Origin of the sequence: Flavobacterium haoranii (assembly GCF_009363055.1) — a bacterium.
In the GTDB taxonomy this organism is placed as follows: Bacteria; Bacteroidota; Bacteroidia; order Flavobacteriales; family Flavobacteriaceae; genus Flavobacterium; species Flavobacterium haoranii.
The window spans coordinates 1294983-1309612 of record NZ_CP045292.1 but is presented as its reverse complement, the minus strand read 5'-3'; the positions used below and the strand labels follow the sequence as shown (position 1 = coordinate 1309612).

Genomic DNA, 14630 nt, shown 5'->3' with positions numbered 1-14630 from the left:
TTAATGAAATTATCTGTTATAATAACAACATACAATTCTGAAGAATGGCTTGAAAAAGTTTTGATTGGATATTTAAAGCAATCCATCAGCGATTTTCAAATTGTAATAGCAGATGACGGTTCAACCAACAAAACGAAAAGTCTAATAGATTCATTTCAATCAAGATTTAAATTTCCGATTGTTCATGTATGGCAACCCGATGAAGGTTTTCAGAAGTGTAGAATTTTAAACAAAGCGATTCTCGAAGCAAAATCAGATTATTTATTGTTTACTGATGGCGATTGTATTCCACGTGAAGATTTTATAGCAAAACACTTGCAGTACAAAGAGAAAGGTTATTTTTTAAGTGGAGGTTATTTTAAATTGCCTTTAGAAATTTCAAAAAGAATTAATGAAAAAGATATTTTAAATGGCGATTGTTTTTCCATAAATTGGTTGGTAAAAAACGGAGTTAAAAAATCTTTTAAATTATCTAAATTAACCAAAAATATAATTGTTGCAGCTTTCATGAATTGGGTAACACCAACAAAAAAAACCTTTAACGGTCACAATACATCTTGTTATAAGGAAGATTTACTGGCAATAAATGGCTTTAATGAAGAAATGCAATATGGTGGTTTAGATAGAGAAGTAGGAGAGCGATTGTTTAATCTTGGTGTGTTAGCGAAGCAAATTAGGTATTCTGCAATTTGTCTTCATTTAGATCATGAACGAAAATATGCGGATAAGTCTAAAATTTTGAATAATTTAGCAATTCGAAATTTCAACAAGAAAAATAACGTTACTTGGATTAAAAACGGAATAAAAAAAGATAAAATTGAATAATAATTTAAAAATATCAGTTGTTGTAAGTACTTATAATGCAGAAGAATGGCTTGAGAAAGTCTTAATTGGTTACAGTGTTCAAACCTATAAAGATTTTGAATTAATTATAGCCGATGATGGTTCTCGTGTAACAACAAAAGAGTTAATTGATCGATATGCAGCCAATTATCCGGTACCTGTAAGGCATTTATGGCACGAAGATGAAGGCTATAGACGTCAAGAAATATTAAATGTTGCAATTGTTGAGGCTAGTCATGAGTATATTTTAATGACGGATGGTGATTGTATTCCAAGAGCCGATTTTGTTGAAATTCACGCACAACAAGCAGAAAAAGGTAGATTTTTATCTGGCGGTTATTGTAAACTTTCAATGAAAACTAGTAAAGCTATCACAAAAGAAGATATTTTAAACCAAAATTGTTTCAATGTAAAATGGCTGAATGCTATTGATAAGTTAGATTTTTCTAATACATTAAAATTAGGTTCAAGTGTCTTTTTAGGCAAAATTTTAGATATTATTTCACCTACTACACCATCTTTTAATAATTGTAATTCTTCTGGTTTTAAAGAAGATATGATTGCAATTAATGGTTACGATGAACGCATGAAGTATGGAGGTCCAGATAGAGAATTTGGCGAGCGTTTAGAAAATTATGGTGTAAAAGGAAAACAAATAAGACACAAAGCAATTGTAGTGCATTTAGATCACCCTAGAGGATATAAAACTCCAGAATCTCTTGCAGCTAATTTAGCGATTAGAAAAGAGGTAAAAGAGAAAAGAATTAAATGGACTCCATTTGGAATTAAAAAAGATAATTAAATGAATATTTTAGTAACAGGAGCTGCCGGATTTATTGCGTCACATTTATGCGAAACTTTAGTTAATAAAGGTCATAAAGTGTATGGAATCGATAATTTTAATAATTATTATGATACTAAATTAAAGCGCTTAAACGCAACTGATTTAAATGCTAAGGGAGTTGAAATTTTTGAAATAGATTTAAATGATGATTTATCAAAAGTTTTTGAAATCAATTACGATTATATATATCATTTAGCCGCTCAACCAGGAATTTCGGCAACGACTTCTTTAGAAGAATATGTTACCAATAACATTTATGCTACACAAAATCTTTTAGATTTTGTATTAAAGTACAATCCTGATTTGAAGATGTTTGTAAATATTGCAACTTCTTCTGTTTATGGATTAGAAGCTACAGTAGACGAAACAGTTCCGCCTCAACCAGTTTCTTTTTATGGTGCTACTAAATTAGCTGCTGAGCAATTGGTTTTAGCATTATCTAGAACTCAAAAATTAAAATCGTGTTCAATACGTTTGTATTCGGTTTACGGACCAAGAGAACGTCCTGAGAAATTATATACCATGTTGGTTGAAAATTTATTCAACAACAAGCCATTTCCTTTATTTGAAGGAAGTGAAAAACACGAGAGAAGTTTTACTTATGTTGGAGATATTGTAGAAGGATTAAGTGCAATTATTGGTAAAGAAGACAAAATAGACGGAGAGATAATCAACCTTGGAACAGATGAGGTAAATACAACTGGGCAAGGAATTGATTTGGTACAAAAAATAATGGATAAAAAATTATTAATTGACCATAAACCACCTAGAAAAGGAGATCAACAACGTACAGCTGCAGTAATTGATAAAGCACGTAAATTATTGGATTATAGTCCTAAAACAAGTTTTGAAGAAGGATTAAAAGAACAAGTAAAATGGTATAAAGAAAAGTTTATTGACTAATTCTTTTTACAAATTGTTTTAATTTTTCGCAAAACAAATCTGGATTCAATTTATCATACCACTCTAAAGACTTTTCCTTAAAGTTTTTAGGGTGTTTGTTTTTATAAAGGTCTGAATAATAATCACGTAAGTGAACAATATCGTGTAAACCAGATGTTTCCATTATATTCCAAGAATTTCTATTAATCCAAGGTGCATAAATTGTAAACGTAGGAATATTTAAAGATTTTGCCATATTAGTAGCGCCACCTTCATTTCCAATCAAAGCGTTACATTGTGATAAAACACTAATAAATGTTCTTAATCCTTTGCAATAGAAGTCAAAAACTATTTGCTTTTGAGTTGCTAGATTACAACTATCAAAAATTGCTTTTGCTTCCTCAAATTGATTGGGCATGTAATTAAATACAAGTTGTGCATTTTTATTACTTTCAGAAATAGTATCTAATACTTTTGCCATGTATTCATTCGGTAAACTTTTATTTGGAGCACTTCCTACTACACTAATCATAAAAATAGGTTTACTCGTATCGAGCTGACTTTCAATTATAGATTTAGCATTAGATATTTCTTGGGGAGTTAAATGAATTTTAGGATAAATTAAATCCACTTCTTTTTTAGAAAAGTTTTGACTAATAAAAGTCGGAAAGCATTGGCTGTTCCTTCGCATTCAGTATCTGGAATTACAGTTTCTGTAAATAGTAAATCAGTATACCATTTTTTAGTAGCAATTCTGGTTTTTATATTACTTAAATAGCTCGGAATAATACTTTGTAATTTTCCATAAGCATCAATTATAGCTGAGTAATTTTCTTGCTTAAATTCTTTTCCTAATTGAATAAAACCTTTGAAGCCTTTGTACTTTTCTTCTTCAAAGAAAATAACTTTATCAATACAAGGATTGTTTTCAACAACTGCAAAACTATTTTTTTGAATCAAATAATGAATTTCGCAATTAGGATTTTGCTCTTTAATAGTTTCACAAATGACAGTACTTGCCAGTACGTCACCTATCATTTTGATTTGTATGACAAGTACTTTCATTGTTTTAAACAGCTACATTATATTCTCTTAACGCATCGTTAAGTGAAGTTTTTAAATCAGTCGAAGGTTTTCTTTGTCCAATAATTAATGCACATGGAACTTGATATTCGCCAGCTGCAAATTTCTTAGTGTAGCTTCCAGGAATTACAACCGAACGAGCAGGAACAACACCTTTGTATTCAACAGGTTGATCTCCGGTAACATCAATAATTTTTGTTGAAGCTGTCAATACAACATTGGCACCTAAAACGGCTTCTTTTTCAACTCTAACACCTTCTACAACAATACTTCTTGAACCTAAAAATGCACCATCTTCAATAATAACAGGAGCAGCTTGTAATGGTTCTAATACTCCACCAATTCCAACACCACCACTTAAATGTACATCTTTACCTATTTGCGCACAACTACCAACAGTTGCCCATGTATCGACCATAGTTCCAGCATCTACATAAGCACCAATGTTAACATAACTTGGCATTAAAATAACACCTGAAGAAATATATGCACCATAGCGAGCTGTTGCTGGAGGAACTACACGAACACCTTTTTCAGCATAATTACGCTTTAATTCCATTTTATCATGATATTCAAAAATACCAGCTTCCCAAGTATCCATTTTTTGAATAGGGAAGTACATTACTACAGCTTTTTTTACCCATTCATTAACTTGCCAACCGTTAGCTGTAGGTTCCGCAACTCTAATTTTTCCATTATCTAATAACTCAATAACTTCTTTTATAGCATTTTGAGTAGCGTCTTCCTGTAATAAAGCTCTGTTATCCCAAGCTTTTTCTATAATATTTTTTAAATTTTCCATTGTGTAATTTTTTACAAATATAAAACCTAAAACTACTTAAAAAATAGAAAAACATATTTTTAAGCTAAAAAAACAATTCTTTATTGAATTTTATTTATTAACTACATCGTTTTCATCTATTTTTATTGATAAATTTTCAGTAAAAACTTGAAACTAAAAAATAATTTTTATTAAAATAGCAATATCTTTGCATTTTCAATTTTTAAAATACAATTTAAAATGAACGTTAATCCAGACGTTGTTTTGGTAGGCTCAGGTATAATGAGCGCCACACTTGGAACATTACTTAAACAGTTACAACCTGATATAACAATTGAAATTTTTGAAAAACAAGACACAGCTTCTACGGAAAGTTCTGATGCTTGGAATAATGCTGGAACAGGACACTCTTCGTTTTGTGAGCTAAATTATACGCCACAAAAACCAGATGGTTCTGTAGATGTGTCTAAAGCAATTCATATTGCAGAACAATTTGAAGTTTCAAGACAATTTTGGGCTTATCTAGTACAACAAAATTTAATTACTTCACCAGAAAATTTTATTAAAACAATACCACATTCAAGCTTTGTTTGGGGTGAAGACAATGTGAAATTTTTAAAGAAACGCTACGAAGGTTTAACTAAAAATACACTTTTCAAAGAAATGAAGTTTTCAACTTCAGCAGATGAAATTACATCTTGGATGCCACTTGTTATGAAGGGCAGAGACGAAAATGAAAAGGTAGCCGCAACTTACATGCACAGAGGTACTGATGTTAATTTTGGTAATTTAACAAGAAGTATGTTTCAATATCTTCAAGTACAAGATGGTGTTGAAATGTATTTTAATCACGAAGTTAAAAAGCTTAAAAAGGAAGAAGACGGTAGATGGTTGCTAAAAGTGAAAGATTTAGTAACAGGTGAAAAGAGAAAGTTAAAAACCAAATTCGTTTTCATTGGAGCTGGTGGAGGATCATTACCTTTATTAGAGAAATCAAAAATTTTAGAAGGAAAAGGTTTCGGTGGTTTCCCAGTTTCAGGTCAATGGTTACGTTGTGTAAATGAAGATGTAATAAAACAACATCATGCAAAAGTATACGGAAAAGCGGCTGTTGGTGCTCCGCCAATGTCGGTTCCGCATTTAGATACTCGTAAAATAAATGGTAAAGAAGAATTGTTATTTGGACCTTATGCCGGATTTACAACCAAATTCTTAAAAAAGGTTCATATTTTGATTTATTAAAATCGATAAAAACAAATAATATTTGGCCTATGCTTTATGCCGGAGCTCACAATATTCCTTTAACGAAATATTTAATCGAACAAGTGATGCATTCTCAAGAAGAACGAATGGCCGATTTAAAATTATATTATCCCGATGCAAAATCGGAAGATTGGGTTTTAGAAGAAGCTGGAAAACGTGTTCAAATTATAAAGAAAGATAAAGATGGAAAAGGAGTTTTACAATTCGGAACTGAAATTGTAAGTGCTTCTGATTGTTCGATTGCGGCATTATTAGGAGCTTCTCCTGGCGCATCAACTGCAGTTTCTATTATGATTGAATTGTTAGAAAGATGTTTTTGTGAGAAAATGAGGTCAGCAGAATGGCAAGAGAAGATGAAAGTAATAATTCCTTCATACGGAATAAAATTAAATGAAAACGAAGCAGTTTTTGAGTCGGTAAAAAAGATGACAACCGAAGTTTTACATTTAGAAGCATAAAAAAAGTGGGGTTTCCCACTTTTTTATTTTTAAATTTGTTCTTTAATCTTTTTATGGGACAAATTTTAGCAATAGATTACGGGAAAAAAAGAACAGGAATTGCTATTACTGATGATATGCAAATTATAGCATCGGGATTAACAACTGTTGATACAGATAAATTGATTCCTTTCTTAAAAGATTATTTTTCAAAACATAAAGTTGAAAAAGCGATTATAGGTGAACCAAAACAAATGGATGGTTCTGCTTCAGAAAGTGCTGAAATAATTGAAAAATTTGTGGTTCAGTTCCAAAAAGAATTTCCAATAATAAGTTTGGAACGAATGGATGAACGTTTTACTTCTAAAATGGCCTTTCAAACCATGATTGATAGTGGATTAAAGAAAAAACAACGTCAAAACAAAGGTTTAATTGACGAAATTGCTGCAACAATTCTTCTGCAAGATTATCTAAATTTTAAAAAATAATTCTGTAATTTAGTGGTATATGAAAGCAACGCTAGACGATAAAGATTTAAAAATTCTTGATATATTACAAAGTGATTCTACACTTTCTGTAAAAGATATTGGCGAACAAATTGGACTTTCTTTTACGCCAACTTACGAACGCATTAAAAGTTTAGAACGTAGAGGAATTATAAAAAAATATGTTGCTCTTGTTGATCGTGTTCAAGTTGGATTAGATATTGTGGTGTATTGTTATATTACCTTAAAAGAACAGTCTAAAGAAGCTTTAATGGATTTTGAGCGAATAGCGGTTTCTATTCCTGAAATTCAAGAATTAATCAGTTTGTCTGGTACTTACGATTATGTTATGAAGATTGTTTCAACAGATATTGGAAGTTATAATAATTTCGTGGTAAATGTAGTTTCTAACATACCAAACATAGGACAATATCACAGTAGTATCGTCCTAAATGAGGTAAAAAAAGAAACAGCTTTTAAAATTCCTAAATAATGTTTGTTACATCGAGCGGAGTCGAGATGTTTTTTAAATTAAGAATATTTATACAACCTTATTTCTAACTTTATAAAATGCGTTTTTGATTTCATCAAGACACAAATTTCCTATGCTACCTTCGTGTGTGTGATGTAAATTGGTTTCAGGTTTGTAAGTATTATTTTCAATTTCCAAACCAATTTTTTTATAGGCTTCTCTAAACGACATGCCGTTTAAAACTTCTTGGTTTACGTTTTCCACGCTGAATAAGTATTTGTATTTTTCGTCATCCAAAATATTGTCTTTAATGATGATATGGTTCAGCATGAATTGACAAATTGATAAACAGTCTTTTAAGGCTTCAATACCCGGAAATAAACATTCTTTGGTCAATTGCGAGTCTCTGTGATACCCTGAAGGTAAATTATTGGTCAAAAGCGCTAATTCGTTCGGAATGGCTTGAATTCGGTTGCATTTTGCGCGAATCAATTCAAATGCATCCGGATTTTTTTTATGTGGCATTATGCTGCTTCCGGTGGTTAACGAATCAGGAAAGGATAAAAAACCAAAATTTTGATTCATATACAAACAAACGTCATACGAAAATTTACTCAGTGTTGCAGCGATACTTGATAGTGCCACTGCAACTGCTTTTTCTGATTTTCCACGTGTCATTTGCGCATAAACCACATTGTAATTCAAATCAGCAAAGTTGAGTAATTCAGTTGTCATTTCTCGATTCAAAGGAAAAGAAGAACCATAACCCGCACCAGAACCCAACGAATTCTTATTGGTCACATTATATGCAGCTACTAAAAATTCCATATCGTCAGTTAAAGCTTCGGCGTAAGCACTAAACCATAAACCAAATGACGACGGCATAGCAATTTGCAAATGCGTATAACCAGGCAAAAGCACTTTTTTATATTGGTCACTCAACGCAATTAATTGTTCGAATAAATTGGTGGTAAGTTGGGCAACTTCGCCTAATTCGTGCTTTAAAAACAATTTTAAATCGGTTAAAACCTGATCGTTTCTCGAACGTCCGCTGTGGATTTTCTTTCCGATTTCGCCAATGCGTTGCGTCAGCATAAATTCTATTTGCGAATGAATATCTTCAATTCCTTCTTCTATTTGGAATTTACCCAATTCAATTTCGCCTAGAATGGTGTTGAGTTCTTTTTCTAGAATAATCCATTCTTCATCCGAAATCAACCCGATGCTGTTGAGCATTTTGGTATGTGCCAATGAACCTAAAACGTCAAATTCAGCCAATAACATATCGAAATCAGTATCATTACCTACAGTGAATTTTTCGATAATGGCAGCATGATCTAAGTTTTCAGTTGATTTTTTTTGCCAAATTTTATTTCCCATTGTTATAAAATTTTAGAAAGTACGTTGATGTAAATGGATATTCCGTCTTTAATTTCGTCCAAAAAAATGTATTCGTCAGCGCTATGCGAACGTGTCGATAATCCTGGTCCCATTTTTAAAGAAGCACAAGGAATTACCGCTTGGTCGGATGAAGTTGGAGAGCCGTAGGTTTTTCGTCCGTAAGCAATTCCGGCCTGAACAAACGGATGTTCCAAAGGAATCGAAGACGAATTTAATCGCAACGACCTTGGTGTAACTTCACTTTTTACGTGTTGTTGTATGATTTCGTAAACTTCTGTATTCGAATAGTTTTCTGTAGTGCGAACGTCAACGGTAAACTGGCATTTATCGGGAACTACATTGTGCTGCTCGCCGGCATGAATCACGGTAACAGTCATTTTTACTTCGCCTAATAATTCCGATTTTTTAGGAAACGAATACGATCTGAACCACAAAATATCGTCTACAGCATTTAGTAAAGCGTTGTCATTATTCGAATGTGCCGCGTGCGAAGGCGTTCCTTTGGCTAAACAGTCTAAAACTAATAATCCTTTTTCGGCAATGGCCAAATGCATTTCGGTTGGCTCGCCTACAATTGCAAATTCAATAGCACCTAATTTGGAATAAATAGATTCGACACCATTAACTCCCGAAATTTCTTCTTCAGCAGTAGCGGTCATTACTAAATTATAGTTGAGGTTTTCTTTGTCGTAGAAATACACAAAAGTAGCCAATAGCGAAACCAAGGCACCTCCGGCATCATTACTGCCTAATCCGAATAGTTTCCCGTCTTTTTCAATAGGCTCAAACGGATTTAAAGTATAACTTTTGTTTGGTTTTACGGTATCGTGGTGCGAATTCAACAAAATGGTAGGCTTACTTTCATCGTAAAATTTGTTGAAAGCCCAAATGTTATTTTGTTCTCTTTGATATGGAATTTGATGTTGTTTAAAGAAATCTTCAATGAGTAAAGCGGTTTGTTCTTCTTCCTTACTAAAAGATTGCGTAGCAATTAATTTCTTTAATAAATCTAAAGCGTTTTGATATAAAATATTATGTTGTTCCGTTTGTAATTCGAGTACCTTCATACGAGTTTTTATTTAAGAGCGAAAGCATCGCATCTTCTTTGATTATAAATACATTTTTAACACCATTTTCAATAGCGGTAAAAGCATTTTGTAATTTTGGCAACATGCCTTTGTTGATGATTCCTTTTTCCTTTAACTCTAAAAAATAGTTATAATTGATTTCAGGAATAAAAGAGTTGTCGTCTTCAATATTGGTCAAAACGCCTTTTTTTTCGAAAGAGTAAATCAAATTTACATCATATTTTTCAGAAAGTGAAACCGCTAATGATTGTGCAATAGTATCGGCATTGGTGTTTAATAACTGTCCATTTGCATCGTGAGTTATTGCACAGAAAACGGGGACAAGTGTATGTTTTAAAAGGATTTCAATTAATTCGGTATTAATACTTTTTTCAGTCATATCGCCAACGAAACCAAAATCAATTGGCTCAATTGTGCGTTTAGTAGTTTGGATTGCATTTCCGTCAGCACCGGATAACCCCATAGCATTACAACCTAATTTTTGCAATTGGGCTACCATATTTTTGTTGATATAACCAGCATAAACCATAGTTGCGATTTTTAAGGTTTCGGCATCGGTAATGCGTTTTCCATCAATCATTTGTTGCGAAATATGTAAACCTTCAGCCATTTTTGTAGCCAATTTTCCACCGCCGTGTACCAATATTTTTAGCCCTTTTACCTGAGCAAAATCAGTTAGGAATTGGGCTAAAGTATCTGGATTGTCAATGACATTTCCGCCTATTTTTATGATGTTAATTGGTTCTGTACTCATAATTGTTCCAAAATTTTCTTGAAAACAACTTGTGCCGAATAGATTCGGTTTTTGGCTTGTTCGTAAATCAATGAATTTTCGCTATCTAAAACAGCATCACTTACTTCAACATTTCGTCTCACCGGAAGGCAATGCATAATTTTTGCACTATTGGTTACCGTTAGTTTCTCAGGAGTTAACATCCATTCTTCTTCTGTTGGCAATACTTGTCCATAATCGGTAAAAGAAGACCAGTTTTTGACGTAAACGAAATCGGCATCTTTCAAAGCTTCTTCCTGATTAGTCGTTACCACAGCATTTTGAGTGTATTTTTCATCTAATTCATACCCTTTGGGATGTGTGATAACGAAATCTACATCGCTTGCCTGCATCCATTCGCTAAAAGAATTGGCAACAGCATGCGGAATCGATTTAATATGCGGTGCCCAAGTCAACACTACTTTGGGTTTTGGTTTTGCTAACGGATGTTCGGCTATCGTGATACAATCGGCTAAACTTTGCAACGGATGCAAAGTCGCCGATTCTAACGAAACCACCGGAACAGTAGCGTATTTCATAAACAAACTCAAGGTTTTTTCCTGAATGTCTTCTTCTTTATTTTTCAATCCGGCAAAACAACGAATGCCAATGATATCGCAATATTCGCTTAAAACACGAGCCGCATCTTTAATGTGTTCAACCGTTGTGCCGTTCATGATAGCTCCTTCTTCAAATTCCCAATTCCAAGCATCTTGTCCGGCATTTAAAACCATAACCTCCATTCCCAAGTTTTGAGCTGCTTTTTGCGAACTCATCCTCGTACGCAAACTTGAGTTTAAAAAGACCAAACCTATAGTTTTTCCTTTGCCTAAAGTTTCAAATGCGAATGGATTTTCTTTTAAAGCTAAGGCTTCATTTACCAATTCGTTTAAATTGGTTACATCCTTAACTGAAATAAATTGTTTCATTTTTTATGGTTATAAATTGTTTTTAAAATTATACGTTAACAGCTGTTAGCGCTTCAAAAGCTATGACAAACTCATCAATTTCTGTTTTACTGATTGTTAAAGCCGGAAGAATGCGTAGTGTATTTGGGTTCGAAGCATTTCCGGTTAACATTTTGTATTCCTCTAATAGTTTTTTACGAATAGGAGCACAAGGCGATTTCAATTCGATGCCGATCATTAAACCTTGATAACGAATTTCTTGAATAGCACTGTTGTCTTTTAATTGGGCAACCAAATAATTGCCCATTTCAGCAGTGTTTTTAATTAAGCTTTCATCTTCCATGATTTCCAAAACTGCCAAAGAAGCAGCACAAGCCAAATAATTTCCGCCGAAAGTTGTACCCAACATGCCATATTTTGCTTGTATTGAAGGGGCGATTAGTACGCCACCAACGGGAAAACCGTTGCCCATTCCTTTAGCAACAGTGATGACATCAGGTGTGACATTTGCAAATTGATGTGCAAAGAATTTTCCGGTTCTTCCGTAACCCGATTGGATTTCGTCGCAAATAAAAACAGCACCAAATTCGGTACAAAGTGTTCTTATTTTTTGCATAAAAGCTGTAGTCGGAATTTGAACGCCCCCCACACCTTGAATACCTTCGATAATTACTGCTGCAATTTCATGTTGTTGAAAAGCTTCTGCTAAAGCGTTTTCATCATTGAATGGCAGTAAAATGAAATTATCCGATTCGTTTACCGGAGCCACAATACTTGGATTATCCGTTGCGGCAACAACAGCCGAAGTTCTTCCGTGGAAAGCTTTTGAAAAGTAAATTACTTTTTTTCTTCCGGTGTGGAAAGAAGCTAGTTTTAATGCATTTTCATTGGCTTCTGCCCCCGAATTACACATGAAGAAATGGTACGCTTCGTAACCGCTCAATTGTCCTAATTTTTCAGCCAATTGGTTTTGAATCGGGATTTGAACCGAATTTGAATAAAAACCGATGTTTTGCAATTGTTCGGTGATTCTTTTTACATAATGCGGATGCGAGTGACCTACTGAAATGACAGCGTGACCACCATATAAATCTAAATATTTTGTTCCGTTTTCGTCCCAAAGATAGCTTCCTGAAGCTTTTACAGGTGTTACATCAAATAACGGATAAACATCAAATAATTTCATCTGTATAAAAATTTAAAAAGCGTTTGCTTTAAGTTGTAATCCGGTGTTTTCTTCCCAACCCATCATCAAATTCATGTTTTGAATGGCTTGGCCTGAAGCACCTTTTAATAAATTATCTATAGCCGAGTGAATTACCACAAAATCATCTTGTTTTTCAATATGTACAAGCGCTTTGTTTGTATTTACTACTTGTTTTAAATCAATCCTATTTTTAGAAACGGCAACAAACGGTGCATCTGCATAAAACGATTCGTAAAAAGTATATAATTCGTCTAAACTCAACGTTGCTTTAATTGTGGAACTCGTGTAAATTCCACGCGTAAAATCGCCACGCCAAGGCACAAACTGAATTTGAATTGTGTTGTTATAGCTATTTAGCGTTTTTTTAATTTCGCCCAAATGCTGATGCGTTAAGGTTTTATAAGCCGAAATATTATTGGCTCTCCAACTAAAGTGCGAAGTAGGTGATAGCGATTGTCCGGCACCGGTTGAACCTGTAATTCCCGTGGTATAGACTTCACTCAACATATTTTTTTGTGCCAATGGTAATAACGCCAACTGAATTGCAGTGGCAAAACAACCCGGATTAGCAATATATTGTGCTTTTTTGATGGCTTCTTTTTGAAATTCTGGTAAACCGTAAACAAATTCGCCTAATTCAAAAGTGCCGTCTAAACGGAAATCATTTCCTAAATCGATAATTTTTGTATTGGTATCCAACGGGTTTTCTTGTAACCAAGTTTTACTTTCTTTATGCGGTAAACACAAAAAAAGCACATCGGTTTTTTCAACAGCATCTGTAAAAGTTAAATCTGTTTCGCCAACCAAATCCGTATCAATATCTGAAACCAATTTCCCACTGTACGTGCGACTCAATGCGAATTGTAATTTCGCTTTGGGATGAATTTGTAACAAACGAATCAATTCTCCACCCGTATAGCCGGCTGCGCCTATAATTCCAACTGTAACCATATTAGATTTCTAAAGGTTTTGCTTCTCTTTGTTTACTTGGTAATAAATAGAAAGTGAGTTGCTTACAATTTTGGAGAAACCTTTTACGTCCTCTCCAGTCCAAGCATTATTCATTTCGCCATAGCTGCCAAATTTAGAAGCCATTAAATCGTGTTCCGATACAATTCCATTTAAAATAAATCGGTACGGTAATAAAGTGACGAAAACTTTTCCGCTTACCATCTTTTGAGAATTTTGTAAAAAAGCTTCAATATCGCGCATGGCAGGATCAAGAAATAAACCTTCGTGTAACCAACTGCCATACCATTCTGATAATTGTGCTTTCATGCTCAATTGAAATTTAGAAAGCGTATGTTTTTCTAATAAATGATGTGCTTTTAACGTAATTAAAGCTGAAGCCGCTTCAAAACCCACACGCCCTTTGATTCCGATTATCGTTTCGCCCACGTGAATATCACGACCAATAGCAAACGGAGCGGCTATTTTTTCTAAATGTTGAATAGCTTCTGATGGATGAGGGAATTCAAATCCGTTAATGCCTACTAATTCTCCTTGTCTGAAAGTCAAATTGATTTTTTCTGCTTCTGTTTTTTCCAATGGAGAAGGAAAAGCGTCTTCCGGTAAATATTCGTGAGAAGTCAGTGTCTCTTTTCCACCAACAGAAGTTCCCCAAAGTCCTTTATTGATAGAATATAAGGCTTTTTCGAAATTCATTTCCACACCATTTTCTTTTAAGAATTCAATTTCGGCTTCACGCGATAATTTTAAATCACGAATAGGTGTAATGATTTCAATTTGCGGACAAATTACCGAAAAGATCACATCAAAACGCACTTGATCATTTCCTGCTCCGGTACTTCCGTGTGCTACAGCATCGGCATTAATTTGTAATGCATAATTGGCAATACTGGTCGCCTGAATAGTTCTTTCGGCACTAACCGATAACGGATAGGTGTTATTTTTTAAAACATTACCAAAAACCAAATATTTAATGCAACTTTCATAATAGCTTTTTACAGCATCTACACAATGGTAGGAGTCAACGCCTAAAGCCAATGCTCGAGTTTCGATTTGTTGGATTTCTTCATCCGAAAAACCACCAGTGTTTACAGTCACAGCGTGAACTTCGTATCCTAAAGTTTTGGTTAAATAAATAGCACAAAATGAAGTATCTAATCCTCCACTAAATGCTAATACTACCTTCTTTTTCATT

15 protein-coding genes and 1 pseudogene are annotated in these 14630 nt (G+C 33.7%); 6 read left to right on the top strand and 10 right to left on the bottom strand.

Annotation, left to right across the window (positions count from 1 at the left end; genetic code table 11):
• Window positions 1–3 precede the first annotated feature (3 nt).
• From GCU34_RS06330 to GCU34_RS06320, 3 genes are read left to right on the top strand one after another with little or no spacing between them, the layout of a single operon-like run.
• Window positions 4–825 carry a glycosyltransferase family 2 protein gene (locus tag GCU34_RS06330; protein WP_072784847.1) on the top strand — a complete coding sequence of 274 codons (822 nt, stop codon included), beginning with the start codon at window positions 4–6 and terminating at the stop codon, window positions 823–825.
• Window positions 818–1645 (top strand): glycosyltransferase family 2 protein, encoded by an 828-nt coding sequence (locus GCU34_RS06325; RefSeq protein ID WP_072784845.1) that lies wholly within the window; start codon window positions 818–820, stop codon window positions 1643–1645. The genes GCU34_RS06330 and GCU34_RS06325 overlap by 8 nt, the downstream gene beginning before the upstream one ends.
• Complete coding sequence (locus tag GCU34_RS06320; RefSeq protein ID WP_072784844.1) at window positions 1646–2590, top strand: NAD-dependent epimerase/dehydratase family protein; 945 nt, start codon at window positions 1646–1648, stop codon at window positions 2588–2590. It begins immediately after the preceding gene.
• Here the strand turns inward: GCU34_RS06320 and GCU34_RS06315 are convergent.
• Genes GCU34_RS06315 through GCU34_RS06305 form a run of 3 tightly spaced genes read right to left on the bottom strand, consistent with a single transcriptional unit; the run spans window position 2580 to window position 4454 of the window.
• Entirely contained in the window at window positions 2580–3200 is a 621-nt protein-coding gene (locus tag GCU34_RS06315; RefSeq protein ID WP_193702261.1) for a glycosyltransferase family 9 protein, read from the bottom strand. The genes GCU34_RS06320 and GCU34_RS06315 overlap by 11 nt on opposite strands.
• Entirely contained in the window at window positions 3191–3634 is a 444-nt protein-coding gene (locus GCU34_RS06310) for a glycosyltransferase family 9 protein (protein ID WP_152378388.1), read from the bottom strand. Before GCU34_RS06310 ends, GCU34_RS06315 begins: the two co-directional genes overlap by 10 nt.
• 4 nt (window positions 3635–3638) lie before the next feature.
• Window positions 3639–4454 carry a 2,3,4,5-tetrahydropyridine-2,6-dicarboxylate N-succinyltransferase gene (locus tag GCU34_RS06305; RefSeq protein WP_072784830.1) on the bottom strand — a complete coding sequence of 272 codons (816 nt, stop codon included), beginning with the start codon at window positions 4452–4454 and terminating at the stop codon, window positions 3639–3641.
• A 219-nt stretch (window positions 4455–4673) separates the two neighbouring features.
• Between GCU34_RS06305 and GCU34_RS06300 the strand changes: the two are divergent.
• From GCU34_RS06300 to GCU34_RS06290, 3 genes and pseudogenes are all read left to right on the top strand, one after another.
• Window positions 4674–6154 (top strand): annotated as a pseudogene (locus GCU34_RS06300) (malate:quinone oxidoreductase).
• A 53-nt stretch (window positions 6155–6207) separates the two neighbouring features.
• Window positions 6208–6621 carry a Holliday junction resolvase RuvX gene (gene ruvX / locus GCU34_RS06295; protein ID WP_072784826.1) on the top strand — a complete coding sequence of 138 codons (414 nt, stop codon included), beginning with the start codon at window positions 6208–6210 and terminating at the stop codon, window positions 6619–6621.
• 19 nt (window positions 6622–6640) lie between these two features.
• Window positions 6641–7111, top strand: a complete 471-nt coding sequence (locus GCU34_RS06290) for an Lrp/AsnC family transcriptional regulator (protein ID WP_072784824.1) — start codon at window positions 6641–6643, stop codon at window positions 7109–7111.
• A 48-nt stretch (window positions 7112–7159) separates the two neighbouring features.
• Here GCU34_RS06290 and argH read toward each other — a convergent pair whose 3' ends face one another.
• Genes argH through GCU34_RS06255 form a run of 7 tightly spaced genes read right to left on the bottom strand, consistent with a single transcriptional unit; the run spans window position 7160 to window position 14629 of the window.
• The gene (argH, locus tag GCU34_RS06285) at window positions 7160–8470 is read right to left on the bottom strand and encodes an argininosuccinate lyase (protein ID WP_072784822.1); all 1311 of its coding nucleotides are present in this window, start codon (window positions 8468–8470) and stop codon (window positions 7160–7162) included.
• Window positions 8471–8472: 2 nt separating this feature from the next.
• Window positions 8473–9558, bottom strand: coding sequence for a M20 family metallo-hydrolase (locus tag GCU34_RS06280; RefSeq protein WP_072784820.1), 1086 nt, complete (start codon window positions 9556–9558; stop codon window positions 8473–8475).
• Window positions 9524–10333 (bottom strand): acetylglutamate kinase, encoded by an 810-nt coding sequence (argB, locus tag GCU34_RS06275; protein WP_072784809.1) that lies wholly within the window; start codon window positions 10331–10333, stop codon window positions 9524–9526. Before argB ends, GCU34_RS06280 begins: the two co-directional genes overlap by 35 nt.
• Window positions 10330–11280 (bottom strand): N-acetylornithine carbamoyltransferase, encoded by a 951-nt coding sequence (locus tag GCU34_RS06270; protein WP_072784807.1) that lies wholly within the window; start codon window positions 11278–11280, stop codon window positions 10330–10332. Before GCU34_RS06270 ends, argB begins: the two co-directional genes overlap by 4 nt.
• 28 nt (window positions 11281–11308) lie before the next feature.
• The gene (locus GCU34_RS06265) at window positions 11309–12445 is read right to left on the bottom strand and encodes an aspartate aminotransferase family protein (RefSeq protein WP_072784805.1); all 1137 of its coding nucleotides are present in this window, start codon (window positions 12443–12445) and stop codon (window positions 11309–11311) included.
• A 12-nt stretch (window positions 12446–12457) separates the two neighbouring features.
• Window positions 12458–13417, bottom strand: coding sequence for an N-acetyl-gamma-glutamyl-phosphate reductase (gene argC / locus GCU34_RS06260; protein ID WP_072784803.1), 960 nt, complete (start codon window positions 13415–13417; stop codon window positions 12458–12460).
• 9 nt (window positions 13418–13426) lie between these two features.
• On the bottom strand, window positions 13427–14629 hold the full coding sequence (locus GCU34_RS06255) for an argininosuccinate synthase (RefSeq protein WP_072784801.1): 1203 nt from the start codon (window positions 14627–14629) through the stop codon (window positions 13427–13429).
• Window position 14630 lies beyond the last annotated feature (1 nt).